Source organism: Flavobacterium sp., from assembly GCF_025352425.1.
Lineage (GTDB): Bacteria > Bacteroidota > Bacteroidia > Flavobacteriales > Flavobacteriaceae > Flavobacterium.
The window spans coordinates 15,407-34,409 of sequence record NZ_JANXTI010000039.1 but is presented as its reverse complement, the minus strand read 5'-3'; the positions used below and the strand labels follow the sequence as shown (position 1 = coordinate 34,409).

Here is a 19,003-nt window from a genome sequence, read left to right as displayed (position 1 = left end):
CCAATATCCTCAAATTAATTTCAGTAGTAATTGAAGTTTATTTTATTTTTAATACATTTGTTATAAATTTATTACCCCAAGCAAACATATTTTATCAGTCTTCAATGAAAAATCTACTACTTATATTTCTCTTGCTTTTGTTCACCACCAATGGTTTTGGTCAGTCATATGTTCCTTATTATGGTTCAATAGTAGCGCAATGTTCTCAGGCAAATATTTCTAATAGTTTAACAACATTTGAATCTTTAGGATTAAAAAGAAGAGGAACAACTCCTTTGCAAAATACTTTAAATTGGCTGAAAAGCAAATACCTTGAATTTGGTTATACAGCAAATCAGATTCAGGAGGATTCGTATACCTACACTGGTTCACCGTCGATTTGCAAAAATCTTATTGTTACCAAAGTTGGTACCCTTTATCCCAATACATTTGTAATTGTGTGTGGCCATTATGATTCTATTGGTGGCACAGGAACCAATGACAATGGAAGTGGTGTAGCATGTATTTTGGAAACCGCACGATTATTGCAAAATATTCCAACAGAATACTCTATAAAGTTTATCAATTTCAGTGGGGAAGAAGACGGATTATATGGTAGTAAACATTTTGTGAATTCAATTGTAAATGGAACTACACCAAAAATGGATATTCGTTTGGTTTTAAATTTAGATGAAGTTGGTGGTGTTGCAGGTTTGATTAATAATACTATTACCTGCGAAAGGGATACTAACAATTCTCCTTCAACCAATAATGAACAATCAAGTACTATGACTAACGAATTGATGACCTGTGTCGAATTATATTCTCCTCTAAACACATATCTTTCATATGCATATGCTTCGGATTATATGTCGTTTCAAAGTAATAATGAAATCATTACCGGGCTTTTTGAAACCCATGAAACATCGCATAAACATACCAATACCGATTTGTTAATTTATATGGATCCCGTTTATAATTATAATGTTGCCAAAGCTACAATTGGAGCTACTATGCATTTCGCTGTGGCAGCGACTTCGGCTTTGGGAAACGACCAATTTCAAAATGATAGTCAGGTAAGCTTTTATCCAAGTCCTGCAAAAGACACTTTGAATATAAATATGGGCACAATAGCTGAAGCTAATTATTCGTTTTCAATGGTTGATGTTCAGGGAAAAATAGTATTCAAAAAAGAAATTCAAAATGCCCATTTAATAGAGTCTGTCTCTTTAGATGGTTTATCAAAAGGAATATATTTAGCCGTTTTGCAAACGTCAACTAAAAAAATCATCAAAAAAATTATCGTAGAATAATTTTATCTTTTAAATAATACCCGGTAACGGATTTTTTGTTTTTTACAATTTCTTCGGGTGTTCCTACTGCTAGAAGTTGTCCGCCATTTTCCCCACCTTCCGGCCCTAAATCAATTATCCAATCAGCACATTTTATCAAATCCAAGTTGTGTTCAATGACAATAATTGAGTGTCCTTTTTCAATTAATGCGTCAAATGAAGCTAATAGTTTTTTAATATCATGAAAATGCAAACCCGTGGTTGGTTCATCAAATACAAACAATGCCTTTTCTTTGGTAACCCCTTTTACTAAAAACGACGCTAATTTTATCCGTTGTGCTTCACCGCCGGAAAGTGTCGAAGACGATTGCCCTAATTGTACATATCCTAAACCCACATCTTGCAAAGGTTGTAATTTCTGAATGATTTTGGTTTGTTTGTTTTCGCCAAAAAAGGCAATGGCATCATCAATTGTCATCGTTAAAATGTCGTCAATATTTTTGCCTTCAAAGGCTACTTCCAACACTTCTTTTTTGAAACGTTTACCATTACAGGTTTCGCAGGGCAAAGAAACATCTGCCATGAAAACCATTTCTACATTTATTGAACCTTCACCTTTACAGGTTTCGCATCGTCCACCATCAACATTGAAAGAAAAATGCTTGGCCTGATAACCTCTAACTTTGGATAACTTTTCTTTGGCATACAAATCCCGAATGTCATCATAGGCTTTAATGTAGGTTACAGGATTTGAACGTGAACTTCTTCCAATAGGATTTTGGTCAACGTATTCAATGTGTCCAATGTGCGAAAAACTTCCTGATAGTTCTGTGAACTGCCCTGCTTTGTCACCAATGCCTTCTAGCTTTTTCTGCATGGCTGGAAATAGAATTTTCTTTACCAACGTACTCTTTCCACTACCGGAAACGCCTGTAATTACGGTTAGACTTTCCAAAGGAAATACAACATCTACGTTTTGCAGATTGTTTTCGCGAGCACCTTTTATTTCAATGAAATTGTTAGATTTTCTTCTTTTTTTCGGAATCGAAATTTCTAATTCGCCGTTAAGATATTTAGCCGTTAAAGAGTCGGCTTTCAGGATTTCGGCAAACGAACCTTCGGCAACCAATTCGCCACCGAAAGTTCCGGCTTCCGGACCGATATCAATAATTCTGTCCGCAGCTTTCATAATATCTTCGTCATGCTCCACAACAATAACGGTATTACCCAAATTCCGAAGGTCTTTTAAAACTTTTATCAAACGCTCAGTATCTTTTGGATGCAAGCCAATACTTGGTTCGTCAAGAATATACATCGAGCCGACCAAACTGCTACCAAGTGACGTTGCCAAATTAATTCGCTGCGATTCACCACCGGAAAGTGTTGCCGAGTTTCTATTTAAAGTTAGGTAATCCAAGCCCACATCGCTTAAGAAAGCCAGGCGGTTATTGATTTCTAAAAGCAATCGTTTGGCTACTTTTTGGTCGTATTCTGAAAGTTTTAGTTCACTAAAAAACGGAATGAGACGCTTAATAGACATGTCAACCAATTCGGAAATGGTTTTTCCACCTACAGAAATATAATTCGCTTCTTTACGTAAACGCTTGCCTTTGCAGGTGGTACATTTGGTTTTACCACGATAACGTGAAAGCATCACGCGATTCTGGATTTTATAATTTTTGGCTTCTAATTCCGCAAAGAAATCGTCCAATCCAGTGAAATAACTGTTTCCTTTCCAAACCAAATCCTTTTGTTCGTCGGTTAATTCGAAATAAGGTTTGTGTATGGGAAAATCAAATTTATATGCATTGTTTACCAATTGATCACGATACCAGCCCATGCTTTCACCACGCCAGGGAAATACAGCATTTTCAAAAATAGAAAGAGCAGTATTTGGAATAACCAATTCTTCGTCAATGCCAATAATGTTTCCGTATCCATCGCATGTTGGACAGGCTCCATAAGGATTATTAAAACTAAAAAGATGAATGTTTGGTTCCAAAAAGGTAATGCCATCCAATTCAAAATTAGAACTAAAAGTCAAGCGCTTATTAGTGTCTAATTCCTGCAAATAGCAAACACCTTTGCCTTCAAAAAAAGCAGTTTGTGTTGCATCTGCCAATCGATTGTAGAATTCTTCTTCCTCTTTGACTACAATTCTATCTATTATCAATAAAATGTCTTTGTTATCGAAAGAATGCTGGTCGATTTCATCCAAGCGCACCATTTCATTGTTGACTAATATCCGCGCAAAACCCTGTTGTAATAAAACCTTTAGCTTGTCTTCCAATTGTCTTCCCTGTTCCAAATGAATAGGTGAGAGGAGCAACCATTTACTGTCTAAAGCAAACGTTTTAACTTTAGCAATCACATCTGTAACCGTATCTTTTTTTACTTCTTTGCCGGAAACTGGTGAAAAAGTTTTACCAATTCGAGCGAAAAGGAGTTTCAAATAATCATAAATTTCAGTTGAAGTTCCAACGGTCGAACGTGCATTGGTAGTATTCACTTTTTGCTCAATAGCAATGGCTGGCGCAATCCCTTTGATGTATTCTACTTTTGGTTTGTCTAATCTGCCCAAAAATTGGCGTGCATAACTAGATAGACTTTCTACATAACGCCGTTGCCCTTCAGCATAAAGCGTGTCAAAAGCTAAGCTTGATTTCCCCGAACCTGAAAGTCCCGTAATTACAACTAATTCATTTCTAGGAATGACCACATCCAAATTCTTTAAATTATGGATTTGCGCACCTTTAATCAGGATGTTTTTTTTAGGTTCTAAGGTGGAAATTTCAGTAGATTTCATGCTTGTTCAATTTCAGGTTGCAAAGGTAATCAATTAGGCTAAGCAATTAAAACGTAAAATAAAAGGAATGGTTTTCATCGATGATTATCTTAAGTTTGTCTAAATTTTTGTAAAAAACTTGTTTTCTATGAAAATTGTGTTAAATTTGATTTATAATTAACTCACACAAAGAACTTTTGCCTATAGAAAACTATTACTTTTTAGATTAAAAAATCTTTTTTTAACCCTTACTAAAAGGTAATATTATGGCGAAATCAACACTTTCTGATGCAATATTGGTTAATAACTACATCGCTGGCGATGAAAATTCTCTTGCTTTATTAATTGACAGACACCAATCCAGAATTTACGGATATATCTTTTCAAAAGTTTCTGATAGAGATTTAACGGAAGATATTTTTCAGGAAACTTTCTTTAAAGTCATTCATACGCTAAAAACTAAAAAGTTCTATAATGAGGAAGGAAAATTTCTATCATGGGTCTTACGCATTGCCAGTAATCTGATAATTGATAAATTCCGTAATGATAAAAAAATGCCTCTAAAAAGAGATACCGAAGAATTCTCTATTTTTTCCAATATAAAAGACAACTCTCTTGATATTGAAAATAAATTAATAAAAAACCAGGTCGATATTGATCTGAAAATGATTATTCAAAAATTGCCTCATGATCAAAAAGAAGTAATAATGATGCGTTATTATTCAAACATGAGTTTCAAGGAAATAGCTGATTTTACTGGTGTAAGTGTTAATACAACTCTTGGAAGAATGCGTTATGCCATTACTAATTTAAGAAAGGTTATAGAAAAAAATAAAATTTATTTGCCTTCTTAAACAATAAAGAAAACTTTTTTGCGTTATTATATAAACATTTAAAACCAACTTCATTTTATATGGCAAAACTTTACTCTAAAAGAAAATTAGCACCAAAAAAAATGTTACCTAAAAAAGAAACTATTCGTTTAATCCTTCAATATTCTTGTGCATTAAATATTGTAAAGATTGGTAATATGAACTTTGATCTCATTGCTAATTAAGAAACATCCCGGTATAATTATCGGGATGTTTTTTTATAATACTCATCCAATACCGATTTTTTACCAATCAATTTAGTAATTGAATCTTTTTCTATATCCCAGCCTCTTGCTGGTGAATATTCTCTGCCGTACCAAATAATTTGGAGGTGCAGTTCATTCCATAATTTTTTTGGAAAAATAGCCTTAGCATCTTTTTCGGTCTGTACTACATTTTTGCCATTAGATAAATTCCAGCGATACATTAATCGGTGAATATGCGTGTCAACAGGAAATGCAGGAACTCCAAAAGCTTGCGACATGACCACACTTGCTGTTTTATGTCCGACAGCAGGTAACTCTTCGAGCGCTTCAAATGATTGTGGCACAATTCCATTATGCTTTGCTATTATTATTTCCGACAATCCGTGAATACCTTTAGATTTCATTGGTGAGAGTCCACAGGGACGAATGATTTCTTGGATTTCTTCTATTGAAAGTTTCACCATGTCATATGGATTATCCGCTCGGGCGAATAAGATAGGTGTAATTTGATTTACACGAACATCGGTACATTGAGCGGAAAGTAAAACAGCAACGAGTAAAGTATATGGATCTTTATGATTAAGCGGAACTGGAATCTCTGGATATTTTTCTTTTAACGTATTTATAACAAATGTTGCACGTTCCTTTTTGTTCATTTTAGTCTAAATTTGAATGTAAATTTATAAAACTTATACTTCAAAAAATGACAACACTTCAAAAAGGAGATAAAGCACCTGATTTTTCGGGATTTGATCAAGACAATAAATTCCATCAACTTGAAGATTTTACAGGAAAAAAATTAGTGGTTTTCTTTTACCCTAAAGCCAACACACCAGGTTGTACGGCTGAAGCTTGTGACTTGAGGGATAATTTTGAGCGTTTTAAAGCTAATAACTATGAAATGCTTGGCGTAAGCGCTGACAGTGCTAAAGCGCAGACCAAATTTAAAAGCAAATTTAAACTTCAGTTTCCATTATTGGCAGATGAGGATAAGTCGGTCATTGAAGCTTTTGGCGTTTGGGGACCAAAAAAATTTATGGGAAGAGAATATGACGGAATAAACAGAACTACTTTCGTCATCAATGAACAGGGAATAATAGATGAAGTAATTACAGCAGTAAAAACAAAGGCACATGCGCCCCAAATTCTAAAATAAAACGTTGGTGTTTATTTAAAAAATTCCGACAGGTAGCCTATCGGAATTTTTCCTTTTCATAGCAATTTTAGTTGTATTATGAATTCAATAAAGCATCTCTCATGGATTTTACTTTGTCGTGGTCGGCTTTTATGGCTGAATATTGAGCTCTAAGCATGCTTTGTTGTTGTGATGTCAATTCTTCCAAGTCATCCTTTAATGCTTTTTCATAAGTGTCTACAGCAACATCCTCACCATATTCGCACGAATCAAGAATTGCTTTGCGGTTTTTTCCAGTTAAGGCAGCTTTGACATCCATCCATGCCCGGAAGAATTTCCCTGATGTTTTAGTGCCTTCGGCTATTTCTCCTCCAAGTTGGCTTACTTCACTTACCAATTCGCTTTTGCATTTTAGGCTGGTTGAAATAAATTGAGAAAATAGTGCTTTTAAATCTTGCTCTTCTGTTTCATCTGAAGCAGTTTGATAACCTTCAATTCTATCGTTGTTTATGGTTATCAGTTCATTTAGTACATCTGTTGTTTTTGCAGTTTCCATAACATTAATTTATTTAATTAGTAAAATACAAATTTGGGCTTCTTAGGAGATAAATGTGTTACAGAATCTTCCCGGTTGGTTACATGATTTGCTGATAATAAAAAATCCGGACTGTTCTCACAATCCGGACTTTTATTTATAAATCACTTTTTAGGTTTTCTGCAGTACGCGATTTGGGTCATAACCAAAAAGTTGGTGTCTTTTTATAATTTCTCCAATTCCTTCCGGAAGTAGTTTTTCCCAACCCGGAGTTCCAGTGCTAATCATTTTCAAAACTTCACGAGAAAAAATTTTGAGATGTTCTTTATCGAAATCAGTGATGTCAACTACCTTTCCATTATAGGCAAAAAATTTGTATAATTCTTTCATCCTCGGATGTACTTTTAGGTTTTGCGAATTAACAATTTCTCCGGTTTCATCTTCCATTGGATACAGAAAAACTTTTAGATCACGATAGAATAATTTTCCGAATGCCTCTAGAATACCACCACTTAAATGACGGTAATATTTTTCATCAAAAATGTCAATCAAATTATTCACTCCCATTGCCAATCCCATTCTGGCTTTAGTATAACTTGCAAAATATTCGACTACTTTATAATATTCCTGAAAATTAGAGATCATTACTGTTTGACCAAGCGAACATAATAATTCGGCCCGGTCCATAAAATCTCTTTCATCAATTTCGCCTTCAGAACGTAAATTTGATAAGGTAATTTCAAAAACTACTAAAGCATTTTCTTTTTCAACTTTACTTTCTTCCAAGAACATTTTCAATGATTTCTCATACATATCCATATTTACCTGAGTAACCGGACGAAAACTTCCTCGCAATGCTAGAATGTTTTTTTTGTATAGGATGGAAGCGGGAAGTATATTTTGACCGTCCGGACCAAACATCACAGCATCGGTCATACCATTTTTAACTAATTGCAAACTCATCAATCGATTATCAACATTGGCAAAACGCGGGCCTGAAAAGTTAATAGTATCAATCTCAAGTTGATCTTTGTCTAAATGGTCATATAAATAACGCAACAATTTTTTAGGGTCATTATATTTATAAAAAGCACCAAAAATCAAATTAACGCCAAGTACTCCCAGGGTTTCTTGTTGCAATCGGGCATCATTTTCTTTGAAACGTATGTGTAATGTTATTTCGTTATAATCTTCTTCAGCTTCAACTTGATATTTTATTCCAACCCAGCCATGGCCTTTGAATTGTTTTGCAAAATCAATAGTCGAAACGGTATTGGCATAACTGAAAAACATTTTGTTTGGGTGTTTATCTCTACTCAATCGTTTTTCAATCAATTCAACTTCGTGACTTAACATGTTTTTTAAACGGCTTTCCGTCACGTATCTACCATCATCTTCAATACCGTAAATAGCGTCACTAAAATCTTTATCGTAAGCAGACATTGCTTTTGCAATGGTTCCTGACGAACCTCCGGCCCTGAAAAAATGTCTTACGGTTTCCTGACCAGCGCCAATCTCTGCAAAAGTTCCGTAGATGTTTTCGTTGAAGTTTATTCTCATCGCCTTATCCTTCAATGAAGGGACTTGCTCGATGACTTTATCTCCTTTTAATTTTATATATGATTCAGATTTCTCCATAAAATGTTTAATACTTTGCAAAGTTACTAAAATACTATTTTTATAAAAGAGAATTAACTCCTATTTTTTGTAATTATTTATATTAAAAAAATTACTTTTATAAGTACTTAAAAAGGAACATCAAAAATCGTGCTATAATGCAAGTTTATTTTCTTGGTACCGGGACTTCACAAGGCATTCCTGTTATAGGAAGCAATCATCCTGTTTGTAAAAGTGCCGACTCGAAAGATAAACGATTACGCGTTTCCGTTTGGATTACATGGGAAGATAGTTCAGTAGTCATTGATTGTGGCCCCGATTTCAGGCAGCAAATGCTGATTTCAGGCTGCAAAAAACTCGACGCACTACTTTTTACACATGAACATGCTGATCATACCGCTGGATTGGATGATATTCGTCCATTCTTTTTTAAACAAAAGAGCGATATTCCAATTTATGCACATCCTCGGGTTTTAGAAAATCTTGATAGGAGGTTTGATTATATTTTTGAAACCGAAAATAAATATCCAGGGGCACCCGGAGTTCAGACTTTTGCTGTAAATAATAATCAAAAATTTAAGATAGCAGAAACAGAAGTTACACCTATAGAGGTCAATCATGGAAGCCTCCAGGTTTTTGGTTATCGAATTCAGGATTTTGTGTATTTAACCGATGTAAAAACTATCGATACAGTTGAAATTAAAAAACTCCAACGTGTAAAAGTATTGGTAGTGAACGCTTTGCGCGAAGAACCACATCAAACACATTTTAGTTTGCAGGATGCCTTAGATTTTATACATTTGGTTCAGCCGGAAAGAGCTTATTTGACACACATAAGTCATCTCTTGGGTTTTCACGAGGAAGTGCAACAACGACTGCCGGAAAATGTGTTCCTTGCTTATGATAATTTAAAAATTACGCTTTAGTTTTATGAAAAAATCACTCTTTTTATATCTTTTTATTATTGCGGTGCTGATGAATATTTTCACCTACAAATATTTTACTTCAAAAGAAAATAGTGAACAAAAATCAACACCAGCAACTAGTGAGAATCTATCGATAACTTCCAAAGCATTGTCGGATAGCATCGTTAACTTATCGGATAAACTCTATGATGCTAATACTTTCTCTTTAGAAAACAATGACAGGGCACAAAATTATTTATATGAAAGCAACAAAATAAATGATGTTTCGGCTTTTGCCGAAAAAGTAAAGCAAGCGCTGTTGAGTTATAATGACAGACCGGAAGGAAATAAATATACAGACCAGGCAAAGATGGGAGAGCAGAAGTTTATCATCAACAAAGTAAAACTTTTAAATCACCGCTGGATAATTGCAAATTATAGTAACGGAGCGCTTTGGGGCGAAGTATTGTTGAAATATTTTGTTGAAGAGAATGGTAGTATTTCATTTGAAATAATGAATTCCTATTTATACCCTGCTGCTCTAAATTAGAAGTTAACACCAATTAAATATGAAAAAAATCATCACGCTTTTAATGCTATTGCTAATCGTTAGTTCATGTAGACTAATCGATCAAAATGATGATGCAGATGATAATCCTAAAGTTGCTGCAACTACTAAAGACTCTACTTTGGTTAATGACAAGGACGAAAATGGTTGCCTGGCTTCTGCCGGATTTGTTTGGTCAAAAGTCAATAAGGAATGTGTAAAAGGCTTTTCTGGAATTCAATTAAACCCGACAGATAAACCCGATAATCAGGACGAAACCCTGAGTGCGTATGTGTTATTTAACGAAGATGCCAGTAAGGCTGAAGTTTTTCTTCCAAAAGATACAGCTTCTATAGTTTTGACCAGAGCTGCAGAAGGTAAGTCATGGGTTTTAAAAGATTGGCAACTTGTTCCCTGGAAAGGCTACGTCCTCAAAAAAGGAGAGGTAAATAGGTTTTCAGGAGATGGTGAAATAGGGAAAAAGGAAATAGAGACGGATACCGAACAATAACAAAAAAGGTTTTGAATTTCAAGACCTTATTTATTTATGACTGTAACCAGGTTTTTAAATCAAAAAAGTTTTGCGGTGTAACACCATGACCAACAGGATATTCTTTATATACTACAGGAATCCCCAGACTTTCTACAACAGGTATTGATTTTCGTGCCCATTCTACAGGAATAACCTGGTCAACGGTTCCATGTGAAGCAAAGATTTTCAAATTAGTAAAGCCATTGCCTTTAAAATCATTTATAGCAATCTCTGTATTCAAATAACCACTCATGGCAACCAACCGCTGCACTTTTTCTGGATACGACAATGCTACAGCGTAACCTAAAATAGAACCCTGACTAAAACCAATCAACGTTATATTATTAGCATCAATAGGGTAAGTAGCAACCAATTCATCAATAAAATCAGCAATAATGTCTCTCGATTGTTGTGCCTGACCAATGTCAGAAAACTTATTTTCATCGGCATCAAAATTAATCGCATACCAGGCATAGCTACCATACATCATGTCATAAGGCGCACGGGCAGAAATTACATAGTATTCATCCGGAAGTTCCGTTGCGAAGGAGAATAAGTCTTCTTCATTGCTTCCATAACCGTGAAGCAAGAGAAGCAAAGGGTTTTTGTTCAGCTTTATTTTGGGTTCTCTGACTAAATGGTGAAGCGATAAACTCATTACAGGGTTTTAAAAGTGTTTTGAAAAAATGACCCCACAACCGGCAACTCTCTTTTATGACCTTGCAATGCTCCCGAGAATCCATAAATCCAAAGGATAAAATAAAAAATATAAAAGGCTGAAGTCGCTGTCCAACTATTGGCATAACCTACAAAATAACCCAGCAAAAAGAAGGAAATAAACAATCCTAATGCCTGACGAATATGAAACGAAGCAAACTCGCTTTTATTTTCTTCCTGGTTCATAAATATTGCTACCACACTGCCGATAATGGTCAAGTAAGCAACAATTGCTGTGTTTTTCGATTTTTCAATATTCTCCATAAATATTATGATAAAATTAATTCCCCCCGATTGTAAATTCCGATTGCTTTCCCTTTCATTGGTTGCCCATGGAAAGCCGTGTTTTTTGATTTGGATAAAATATGGGCTGCGCCAAAAGTCCAATTATCCGTTGTAGTGAACAAGGAAATGGAAGCTTTATTTTTTTCTTTAATTTCTTGACTTTCAATGTTTAAAATAGTTTTACCAGAAGTCAACTTTTCTATTATTTTATTCAATGGGAGTACTGTCATCAACGCGCCAAATGCGCTTTCCAATCCAATGGTTCCGTTCTTAGCTAAATCAAATTCCATCTTTTTGTTTTCAATATCTATTGGATTGTGGTCACTTGTGATGCAGTCAATCGTATTATCTGAAATACCTTTTAGCAACGCTTTTCTATCTTCTTCAGTTCGCAGTGGTGGTGCTACTTTATACCTCGAATCAAAACCTTCCAGTTTTTCATCTGTTAAAATTAAATGATGCACAGCAACGCTACACGTAACGTTTAATCCTTTTTTTTTGGCTTCTCTGATTAGCGCTACCGATTTGGTTGTTGAAATGGTTGGTATATGTAATTTTCCGCCTGTATATTCCAGCAGGAAAAGGTTTCTGGCAACTATCAGTTCTTCGGCCAAGTTGGGAATTCCCTTTAATCCTAATCGCGTAGAAACGATTCCTTCATTGGCAACACCATTTCCTTTAATACTTTCATCCTGACAATAGGCGATTACCAATCCATCAAAATCCTGTGCATATTGCAAGCCAATTTTCATCAGATTAGCATTCGACAAGCTCTTGTTATAATCACCAAAGGCAACCGCTCCTGCGTTTTTCATATCAAAGAGTTCGGCTAAATCTTTTCCTTCGCTTCCTTTGGTCAAAGCACCAATCGGAAACAGATCAGTTGCAGAACCTTTTGCTTTTTGTTTTACAAAATGTATCTGTGATTGATTGTCGATAATTGGATAGGAGTTGGGTTGCAAGGCTATACCTGTAAACCCACTTTTTGCAGCCACTTCCAATCCGTTTGTAATGGTTTCCCGTTCCTCAAAACCTGGTTCCCCAAAGGAAACGCTGGTATCAAACCAACCTTGGGAAATATGTAAACCAGGCTGTTCAAACTCTTTATGTGTTTCCGATTTTGGTAATGACACTCCAATTTTTTCGAAAACGCCATTAGTGATTTTTACATCAACTGTCTGATTATGAAACGGGCTTTTCGGGTCAATAATCGTGGCTTTTCGAAGGATTAGGTTCATTTTACAAATTTTTGAATGAGTAGTTCTAATGCTAAAAAGAGTAACGCTAAAATCACAAACCATTTCCAGATTTGCGTGTCGGTTCTATCAGTCTGAATGGTATTAAAAACGGTTTCAATATCATCAATTTTGGTAAAGTTATTCGTAGCATCGGGATTGGCTAATGATAAGTTACTTTCCGTACGGTTATAATTAAAACTGATGTTCTGTACTAAATTTGTACCGTTATAGATACCAAAGTTTCCAGCCATTGCGGGATTGTCATTGAAACTCATCTTAACTTTTGTGTTCAGCAATTGCTGCACCGGAATAAAGTTTTCAGCACTATTTTTTACCATAAGAATTTCATCTTTTGATAATACCGCATCCGTTACAAATGCCTGGCCTTCGCCAATTATGATGGCATTTATGCCTGTCTTTTGGGCGTTCTGCGCCATGTTGTAGAATGTTGGTACAATCAACGGCGAGTTTTGAAAATTACTATTGCTTTTGTTAATTGGGGCCGCAAAAACATAAACCGATGATAAGTCATTTGGTAATGAAGTCAGGAACGGACTTTGATCATCATAAGTCAAAATCGATGGAGTTGTACTGCTCAACCCAAAGGAAATCTTGGTTGATGGATATTGGAAGTTATCAATCTTCTTTTCAAAAACGGTGCTGAAGAGCGGATGATTGAAATTGATTTTGGTTACCTTCTTTTCAGTTTGTGCGGCGGGTTTAAATTGCAGCGCCCCGAAGTTGGCCACAAAAGAGTTAAGTGTGGTTGAATTGCTTTCCTGTGCCGGAATTATAACCAGGTTTCCACCTTTCATGACAAACGATTTTAGCGTAGTCTGCAGCGCCTGCGGAATTTCCTTTAACTCATTCAGCACAATGGCATCCTGTTTATCCAGTAAATTATAATCCAGGTTGGCAATCGGAAAATTGTTGTAACTGAATTCGTCATTGGTATAAATCCGTGCTAAATAATTACTCTTTTCCGCGTCCCCAATACTGATAACATTATTTTTGCCGGGCTTTGAAATACTAAAATAATATGTATTGTCATACGCCAACCCTTTATCGGTAACTGAAACATAGCCATGAAAATCTTCCTTCGGAATTGTAAAGTTGATGGTTTTTGTATTCGTTTCAAAGTTGATCAATGTTTTGGCTGTCAACTTATTTTTATTGTACAACGCAATTGGAACATCCTTGAAGTCCTCGCCATTTGCTGATAGTTTGATACCGATTTCGTAAAAGCTGTCCAATGTTTGTTGGATGTAAACACTATCAATGGCAATGTTGTTCTTTTGCTCCGCTTCAGGAATAACGAAGTACACATTATCTTCTTTTCTGAAACTCTTTGTTTGATTTGCTTCCAAACCTACTGCATCGGTAATTACGATAATATCTTTATTGAAAGCCGATTTACGGGCATTTACTTTTGCAATCAGGTTGTCCAGTCGAAAAGGCGAAGCGCTATAATTAAGGTTTTGCAAATCCTTCTGAATGGCTTTGATATCGGTATTCCAATAGTTATCAGAATTAGTAATCAATGAGAAGTTTTGTGCTTCCGGAGTATGTTCAAGCAAGTCCTGAACGGCGCGTTTCAGCAATTCGCCTTTTTTTCCTTTGGCCTGCATGCTATACGAATTGTCGAGTATAATATACATTTCGTTAGTGTTCTTTTTACTGTCTTTAGCTGCAAAAAAAGGCTGTGCGAAAGCCAATATCAAAAATGCAAGCAACATTAAACGGGTAAGCAGCAACAGCCACTTCTTAATGGTGGAGCTTTTACGGGTTTGTATTGAAAGTTCTTTTAAAAATTGTACGTTGGTGAAATATTCTTTTTTGAAACGACGCAGTTGAAATAAATGAACCAGAATTGGGATAACCAATAAGAAGAGAAAATAAAGGACTTCCGGGTGTTTAAACTGCATTTTTATTTTTGTTTGTCAAAGATAATTATAGTTTTGAGTTTTCAGTCACAGTTTATAAAAAAATTAAAGCCAATAAATAATACTGTCAACTGTGTCTATTTCTTCTTCTTTTTCGCCGCTCTGGTTTTCAAAATATTTCTATTAACTGATGTCCCTGTTTTTTTCTTTGTTTTAGACGGACCGCCGAGGTTCACTTTTGTATTCTTCTTTGCCTTTTCATGAAATGAGGCGCCACCTTCCAGTTTGTTGGTTTTTAAAATGACTTTCATTTTCTTTCTGTCTTTTTCAAATTCCAATAGGCGGGTAGCGACTTCTACATCTACAGGCACAGCTAAAATCTTGATTTCCTTTTCCATCAGCATTTCTGCTTCTATCTGTATTTCCTGTTCATGCGGACCAATCAAACTAATGGCAATCCCCGATTTATCGGCACGGCCTGTACGACCAATCCTGTGAATATATTGTTCGGGCACTTCGGGAAACTCAACGTTTATAACGTGTGTCACATCTGAAATATCCAAACCTCTTGCCATTACATCCGTAGTGACAATTCCCCTGATTTCTCCATTCTGAAAAGACGCCATAGTTTGCAGACGGTAATTCTGTGATTTGTTGGAATGGATAATTCCAAATTGCTCCGGATAAATTTCTTCCAGCTTGACTGCCAGTAGATCCGCCGTTTTTTTATTGTTTACAAAAAGTAATACTCTTTCTAAAACGTCGTCTTTCAGCAATTCTACAATCAGGTTTATCTTTGTCAAAAAGTTAGGCACAAAATATCCCAGCTGTTCTATTTTCTCTAATGGCGTTCCCGATTTTTCCAAAGTAACCTCTTCGGGCAATTCAAAATAATCCTCAAGCATATCATCTACTTCATCGGTCATGGTTGCCGAGAACAATATGTTCTGACGTTTATTCTTTAGCATCGATAGGATGGAAGTAACCTGTGTACGGAAACCTAAGTTTAGCATTTCGTCAAACTCGTCGATCACCAGTTTTTGAAGGCTGTCAAAACGGATTACATTATCCAGAGCCAAATCCATTACACGACCAGGAGTTCCTACCAAAACATCAATTCCCTGATAAACGGATTTCTTTTGTGTATTAATGTTCACGCCTCCATAAACGCCTAACGTCCTAACCGACATGTATTTTGTGAGTTTCTCAACTTCTGCGGCTATCTGTACAACAAGCTCTCGTGTGGGAACCAGAATGACTATTCGTGGTGTATCAGTAGCAACAAACTTCCATTGTTTTAGTATTGGCAGCAGATAAGCAAAGGTTTTCCCTGTTCCTGTCTGTGCAATTCCCATCACATCGCGCCCCGACATAATCACCGAAAAGGATTTCGCCTGAATAGGAGTAGGAGTGGTTAGTCCTAATTCGTCAATGGCTTTTTGTAATGATTTTGGAAGATTAAACTGCTCGAAAGTGTTCATTGGGATTGTAATTTATTTCATCCGTTAGACCAATCTTGGTCTTAGGTGGCACAAAGATAGGTATTTCAGATTTAGTATTTTAAATCATTGGTTTCATGAAAGATAAAAGGTAAACGTGAGAAAAACCATTTTGTTTTTTTTCTTACAAAATATAAATAAAGATGTTAGCTACTACTTAAGCTGGATAAATGATAAATCTTAAAATATTTAAGAATAAATATACAAATAATGAACACTATTGGTGAATTTTAATGATTATCTTCGAGTTGTTTAACCCTTTATGGGACTTAATTCGCCCCTTTACGGATTTACAAAGTCACGGCTTTGCAGATTTTTAAACTTTCGTTTTACTTCTGCAATATAAAATTCAAAGTCATGACACAGACTCAAACCAACCCCCGAAACATTTTTTTAGTAGACGATGATGCGGAAGACAGGGAACTATTTTCTGAAGCACTTTCACAAGTTGACGAAAGCGCCCGCCTTACGGAAATCTCCAGCTGTTTTACATTAATGGAAACATTGGATAATCCCGAAATACCAAAGCCTGATATCATTTTTCTTGATATGGATATGCCCAAATTCAGCGGACTCGAGTGCCTTAAAAAATTAAAAGCTTCGAATAAGATTCAGAACCTGAAGATTGTAGTGCTGAGTACGTATTCACATCCGCAATACGTTGATGAAGCCTATAAGAATGGTGCCAGCTGCTACTATGTAAAGCCATCACGTTTTCCCAAATTAAAAGAAGTTATTTCTGATGCACTTCAGGGCAATTGGAAAAAACGCATTAAGAACAAAAGGAACTTCGTTGTAAATTATTCAGGCTCGTAATTCTATTCAGCTGTAAGTTATGCTATTCCAGTCCTAGGCTTTTGATGTAAGCTTTATTATCGGACTTTCTTCCCAAAAATTCCTCAACCGCTTTTACAATATCCCTTTGGGTACCGTTGGCTAGGATTAATTCACGATATCTTACTCCGGTTTTAGTGTCTTTAAGTCCATTCTTTTCAAATTGGGTAAACATATCGAGCGCATAAACTTCTGACCATAAATAGCCATACATGTATACCGGATGTGTATTCACATGAATCCAGTTTGCCTGATAGTGCGTTTCCGGTCCATAGAAATCCATGACATCCAATTGTTTATTAGTTAGTTTCCAAATGTCATCTGTTGGCATAGGAGCAGCAGCATTGTATTTGTCATACAAATTCATATCGTACAAACAACGTTGCAGCATTTGTATAGCAGCCAAACCTGACCCTACTTTTTTGGATTGCAGCATTTTATCAAAAGTTGCCTGTGGCAGCGTTTCACCTGTCTTATAGTTTTTTGCAAACGAACTTACGATGCCATAATCCAAAACCCAGTTCTCAAATATCTGTGACATGGCTTCTGTGAAGTCGGCTTTTGATTCCTGTTGGGACGAAAATTCTCCATGGTAGGACATCATGTTCATAATATGTCCAAACTCATGGAAAAGTGTTTTTAATTCCTTTTGACTTAACAGCGAAGGCTGCGTTTTAGTTGGTTTAGTGAAGTTGCCCAGCAGCATTGCTACAGGTAGTTCTTTTCCTTTCCCCGAAACAATGTTAACTCCATAAAACCAGGTTTCTTTATTTGGCCGCGGAAATAAGTCCAGATAAAAGCGTCCTTTTAATTTTCCACTTTCATATACTTCATACATTTCTACTTCTTCATGCCAAACAGTAGGATTGTTAACTTTTCTGAATTCGAATCCCAATAGCTGCTGATAAATGTCCATCATCCCTTTGAGGCATTGTTGCATAGGAAAATAATCCCGTAGCTCTTCGTTATTAATCTGATACTGTTTTTTAATTATTTGATTTTTATAGAAAGCAATGTCCCATGGTTGCAGTTTGGTTTCCTGATTGGTCGTTTCTACTTTCTTTTCAATGTCTAAAAGTGCCACATCGCTTTTGGCTTTTTGTTTGGAACGACTTATCAAATCGTTTAGAAAATCCCAAACATTCTTCGGTGTGCCTGCCATTTTCGGAACAAGGGCAAAAGCGGCATAGGTTGGATATCCCATAAGCTTCGCGAGCTCATCACGCTTTTTTACAAGATTATCCAGGATGTCCATATTTTTATCTGCGGCCCGGCTATAAAACTTATTATAGTACGCCTTTCTGGTAGCTTCAAGCGAGGCGTTGCTCATCACGGTTTCGCTGGTAGCATTTATTATCGGAATGTCATACTTTCCTTCCGCAGTTTTGTAGTTGTTTTTAAAATTCTCAGGAAGTCCCGCAGCGCCTTTTTCGTCCAACGTCAAAATCTCATTGGATGAATTCATGTTGCTTGAATAGGCCGATGAGAGTTCGCTTATTTCCTTAAACAGCGTTTTTACCCGCGCTAATCTATCTTTATCCAGATTAACACCGGAACGCTCAAACCCTTCTATCATGTTGGCTACCAAAAGCTTTTTATTTCCTGTTAACTTTTTATAGTCTGCCGACTTTTTAAACTTGATCATCCTGTCATAGATTCCTTTATCGGAATAAAGTGCTGTCGACAGTGAATCCAGTAATTGATAACTGGCTAAGCCTTTCTCACGGATAGTGGCATCGGTAGAAACCCAATACATCATAAAGCAGTTATTGCTTGTTGTACCAATTTTGTTCTTAATCTCATCCATGGTGCCAAAAACATTCTTGAAAGTCGACGATTTTTGTTTTTTTATTGTGGCAACCATCGAAGCTACCTCTTTAAGGGTATGATTGGCATAACCTACGACATCTTTTGAAGTTACGTTGGAATAGTCAACAACAACATTACTGCCTACAAGGAATGGGTTGGCAGGTGCTTTCATAGCGGACTGGGAAAAACTGTTGACTGAAAATAAACAAATGGGAAGCGTTACGTAAAGCAGGGCATTTTTTAAAGACATTGTATTGTATTTATTTTGTGAAAGTGGCATAGCAATTTTAATGCCGCTAAAGATAATGGTTTTTTAGATAATGGAAATCATTA

The 19,003-nt window shown here is 35.9% G+C and carries 18 protein-coding genes; 8 read left to right on the top strand and 10 right to left on the bottom strand.

The genetic code is table 11. The features are described 5' to 3' along the window. Positions 1–104: 104 nt before the first annotated feature. On the top strand, positions 105–1,292 hold the full coding sequence (locus Q0Q99_RS05730; protein ID WP_293892761.1) for a M20/M25/M40 family metallo-hydrolase: 1,188 nt from the start codon (positions 105–107) through the stop codon (positions 1,290–1,292). On the opposite strand, the gene uvrA is transcribed toward Q0Q99_RS05730, so the two are convergent. After that, on the bottom strand, positions 1,279–4,077 hold the full coding sequence (gene uvrA, locus Q0Q99_RS05725) for an excinuclease ABC subunit UvrA (protein ID WP_293892758.1): 2,799 nt from the start codon (positions 4,075–4,077) through the stop codon (positions 1,279–1,281). The two genes, Q0Q99_RS05730 and uvrA, sit on opposite strands and share 14 nt — an antisense overlap. A gap of 245 nt (positions 4,078–4,322) precedes the next feature. On the opposite strand from uvrA, the gene Q0Q99_RS05720 reads away from it, so the two are divergent. Together Q0Q99_RS05720 and Q0Q99_RS05715 are read left to right on the top strand one after the other, a co-directional pair. Then, positions 4,323–4,910 carry a sigma-70 family RNA polymerase sigma factor gene (locus Q0Q99_RS05720; RefSeq protein ID WP_293892755.1) on the top strand — a complete coding sequence of 196 codons (588 nt, stop codon included), beginning with the start codon at positions 4,323–4,325 and terminating at the stop codon, positions 4,908–4,910. 59 nt (positions 4,911–4,969) lie between these two features. Further along, on the top strand, positions 4,970–5,113 hold the full coding sequence (locus Q0Q99_RS05715; protein WP_293892753.1) for a hypothetical protein: 144 nt from the start codon (positions 4,970–4,972) through the stop codon (positions 5,111–5,113). Between the two features lie 17 nt (positions 5,114–5,130). Here Q0Q99_RS05715 and nth read toward each other — a convergent pair whose 3' ends face one another. Continuing rightward, the gene (nth, locus tag Q0Q99_RS05710; RefSeq protein WP_293892751.1) at positions 5,131–5,790 is read right to left on the bottom strand and encodes an endonuclease III; all 660 of its coding nucleotides are present in this window, start codon (positions 5,788–5,790) and stop codon (positions 5,131–5,133) included. A gap of 47 nt (positions 5,791–5,837) precedes the next feature. Here nth and bcp point away from each other — a divergent pair, with 47 nt between their 5' ends. Beyond that, positions 5,838–6,290 carry a thioredoxin-dependent thiol peroxidase gene (gene bcp / locus Q0Q99_RS05705; protein WP_293892748.1) on the top strand — a complete coding sequence of 151 codons (453 nt, stop codon included), beginning with the start codon at positions 5,838–5,840 and terminating at the stop codon, positions 6,288–6,290. A 76-nt stretch (positions 6,291–6,366) separates the two neighbouring features. On the opposite strand, the gene Q0Q99_RS05700 is transcribed toward bcp, so the two are convergent. Together Q0Q99_RS05700 and Q0Q99_RS05695 are read right to left on the bottom strand one after the other, a co-directional pair. Beyond that, positions 6,367–6,825, bottom strand: a complete 459-nt coding sequence (locus Q0Q99_RS05700) for a PA2169 family four-helix-bundle protein (RefSeq protein WP_293892745.1) — start codon at positions 6,823–6,825, stop codon at positions 6,367–6,369. 150 nt (positions 6,826–6,975) lie between these two features. Continuing rightward, entirely contained in the window at positions 6,976–8,442 is a 1,467-nt protein-coding gene (locus tag Q0Q99_RS05695; protein WP_293892742.1) for a TonB-dependent receptor, read from the bottom strand. A gap of 137 nt (positions 8,443–8,579) precedes the next feature. Between Q0Q99_RS05695 and Q0Q99_RS05690 the strand changes: the two genes are divergently transcribed. The 3 genes from Q0Q99_RS05690 to Q0Q99_RS05680 are packed head-to-tail and all read left to right on the top strand — an operon-like array spanning position 8,580 to position 10,384. Next, positions 8,580–9,347, top strand: a complete 768-nt coding sequence (locus Q0Q99_RS05690) for an MBL fold metallo-hydrolase (protein ID WP_293892739.1) — start codon at positions 8,580–8,582, stop codon at positions 9,345–9,347. A gap of 4 nt (positions 9,348–9,351) precedes the next feature. Next, complete coding sequence (locus Q0Q99_RS05685; protein WP_293892736.1) at positions 9,352–9,876, top strand: hypothetical protein; 525 nt, start codon at positions 9,352–9,354, stop codon at positions 9,874–9,876. A 19-nt stretch (positions 9,877–9,895) separates the two neighbouring features. After that, positions 9,896–10,384, top strand: a complete 489-nt coding sequence (locus tag Q0Q99_RS05680) for a hypothetical protein (RefSeq protein WP_293892733.1) — start codon at positions 9,896–9,898, stop codon at positions 10,382–10,384. Positions 10,385–10,418: 34 nt separating this feature from the next. Here Q0Q99_RS05680 and Q0Q99_RS05675 read toward each other — a convergent pair whose 3' ends face one another. From Q0Q99_RS05675 to Q0Q99_RS05655, 5 genes are all read right to left on the bottom strand, one after another. Continuing rightward, positions 10,419–11,063: an alpha/beta fold hydrolase gene (locus tag Q0Q99_RS05675; protein ID WP_293892730.1), complete on the bottom strand. Its 645-nt coding sequence runs from the start codon at positions 11,061–11,063 to the stop codon at positions 10,419–10,421. Beyond that, a complete protein-coding gene (locus Q0Q99_RS05670; RefSeq protein ID WP_293892727.1) occupies positions 11,063–11,386 on the bottom strand; it encodes a hypothetical protein in 324 nt (107 codons plus the stop codon). The genes Q0Q99_RS05675 and Q0Q99_RS05670 overlap by 1 nt, the downstream gene beginning before the upstream one ends. Before the next feature lie 5 nt (positions 11,387–11,391). Then, positions 11,392–12,645, bottom strand: coding sequence for a dihydroorotase family protein (locus Q0Q99_RS05665; protein ID WP_293892724.1), 1,254 nt, complete (start codon positions 12,643–12,645; stop codon positions 11,392–11,394). Further along, a complete protein-coding gene (locus Q0Q99_RS05660) occupies positions 12,642–14,570 on the bottom strand; it encodes a BatA domain-containing protein (RefSeq protein WP_293892721.1) in 1,929 nt (642 codons plus the stop codon). The genes Q0Q99_RS05665 and Q0Q99_RS05660 overlap by 4 nt, the downstream gene beginning before the upstream one ends. A 95-nt stretch (positions 14,571–14,665) precedes the next feature. Next, entirely contained in the window at positions 14,666–16,009 is a 1,344-nt protein-coding gene (locus Q0Q99_RS05655) for a DEAD/DEAH box helicase (RefSeq protein WP_293892719.1), read from the bottom strand. Positions 16,010–16,384: 375 nt separating this feature from the next. Between Q0Q99_RS05655 and Q0Q99_RS05650 the strand changes: the two genes are divergently transcribed. Further along, complete coding sequence (locus Q0Q99_RS05650) at positions 16,385–16,843, top strand: response regulator (RefSeq protein WP_293892717.1); 459 nt, start codon at positions 16,385–16,387, stop codon at positions 16,841–16,843. A gap of 22 nt (positions 16,844–16,865) precedes the next feature. Here Q0Q99_RS05650 and Q0Q99_RS05645 read toward each other — a convergent pair whose 3' ends face one another. Further along, complete coding sequence (locus Q0Q99_RS05645) at positions 16,866–18,920, bottom strand: M3 family metallopeptidase (RefSeq protein WP_293892715.1); 2,055 nt, start codon at positions 18,918–18,920, stop codon at positions 16,866–16,868. Between the last annotated feature and the right edge of the window lie 83 nt (positions 18,921–19,003).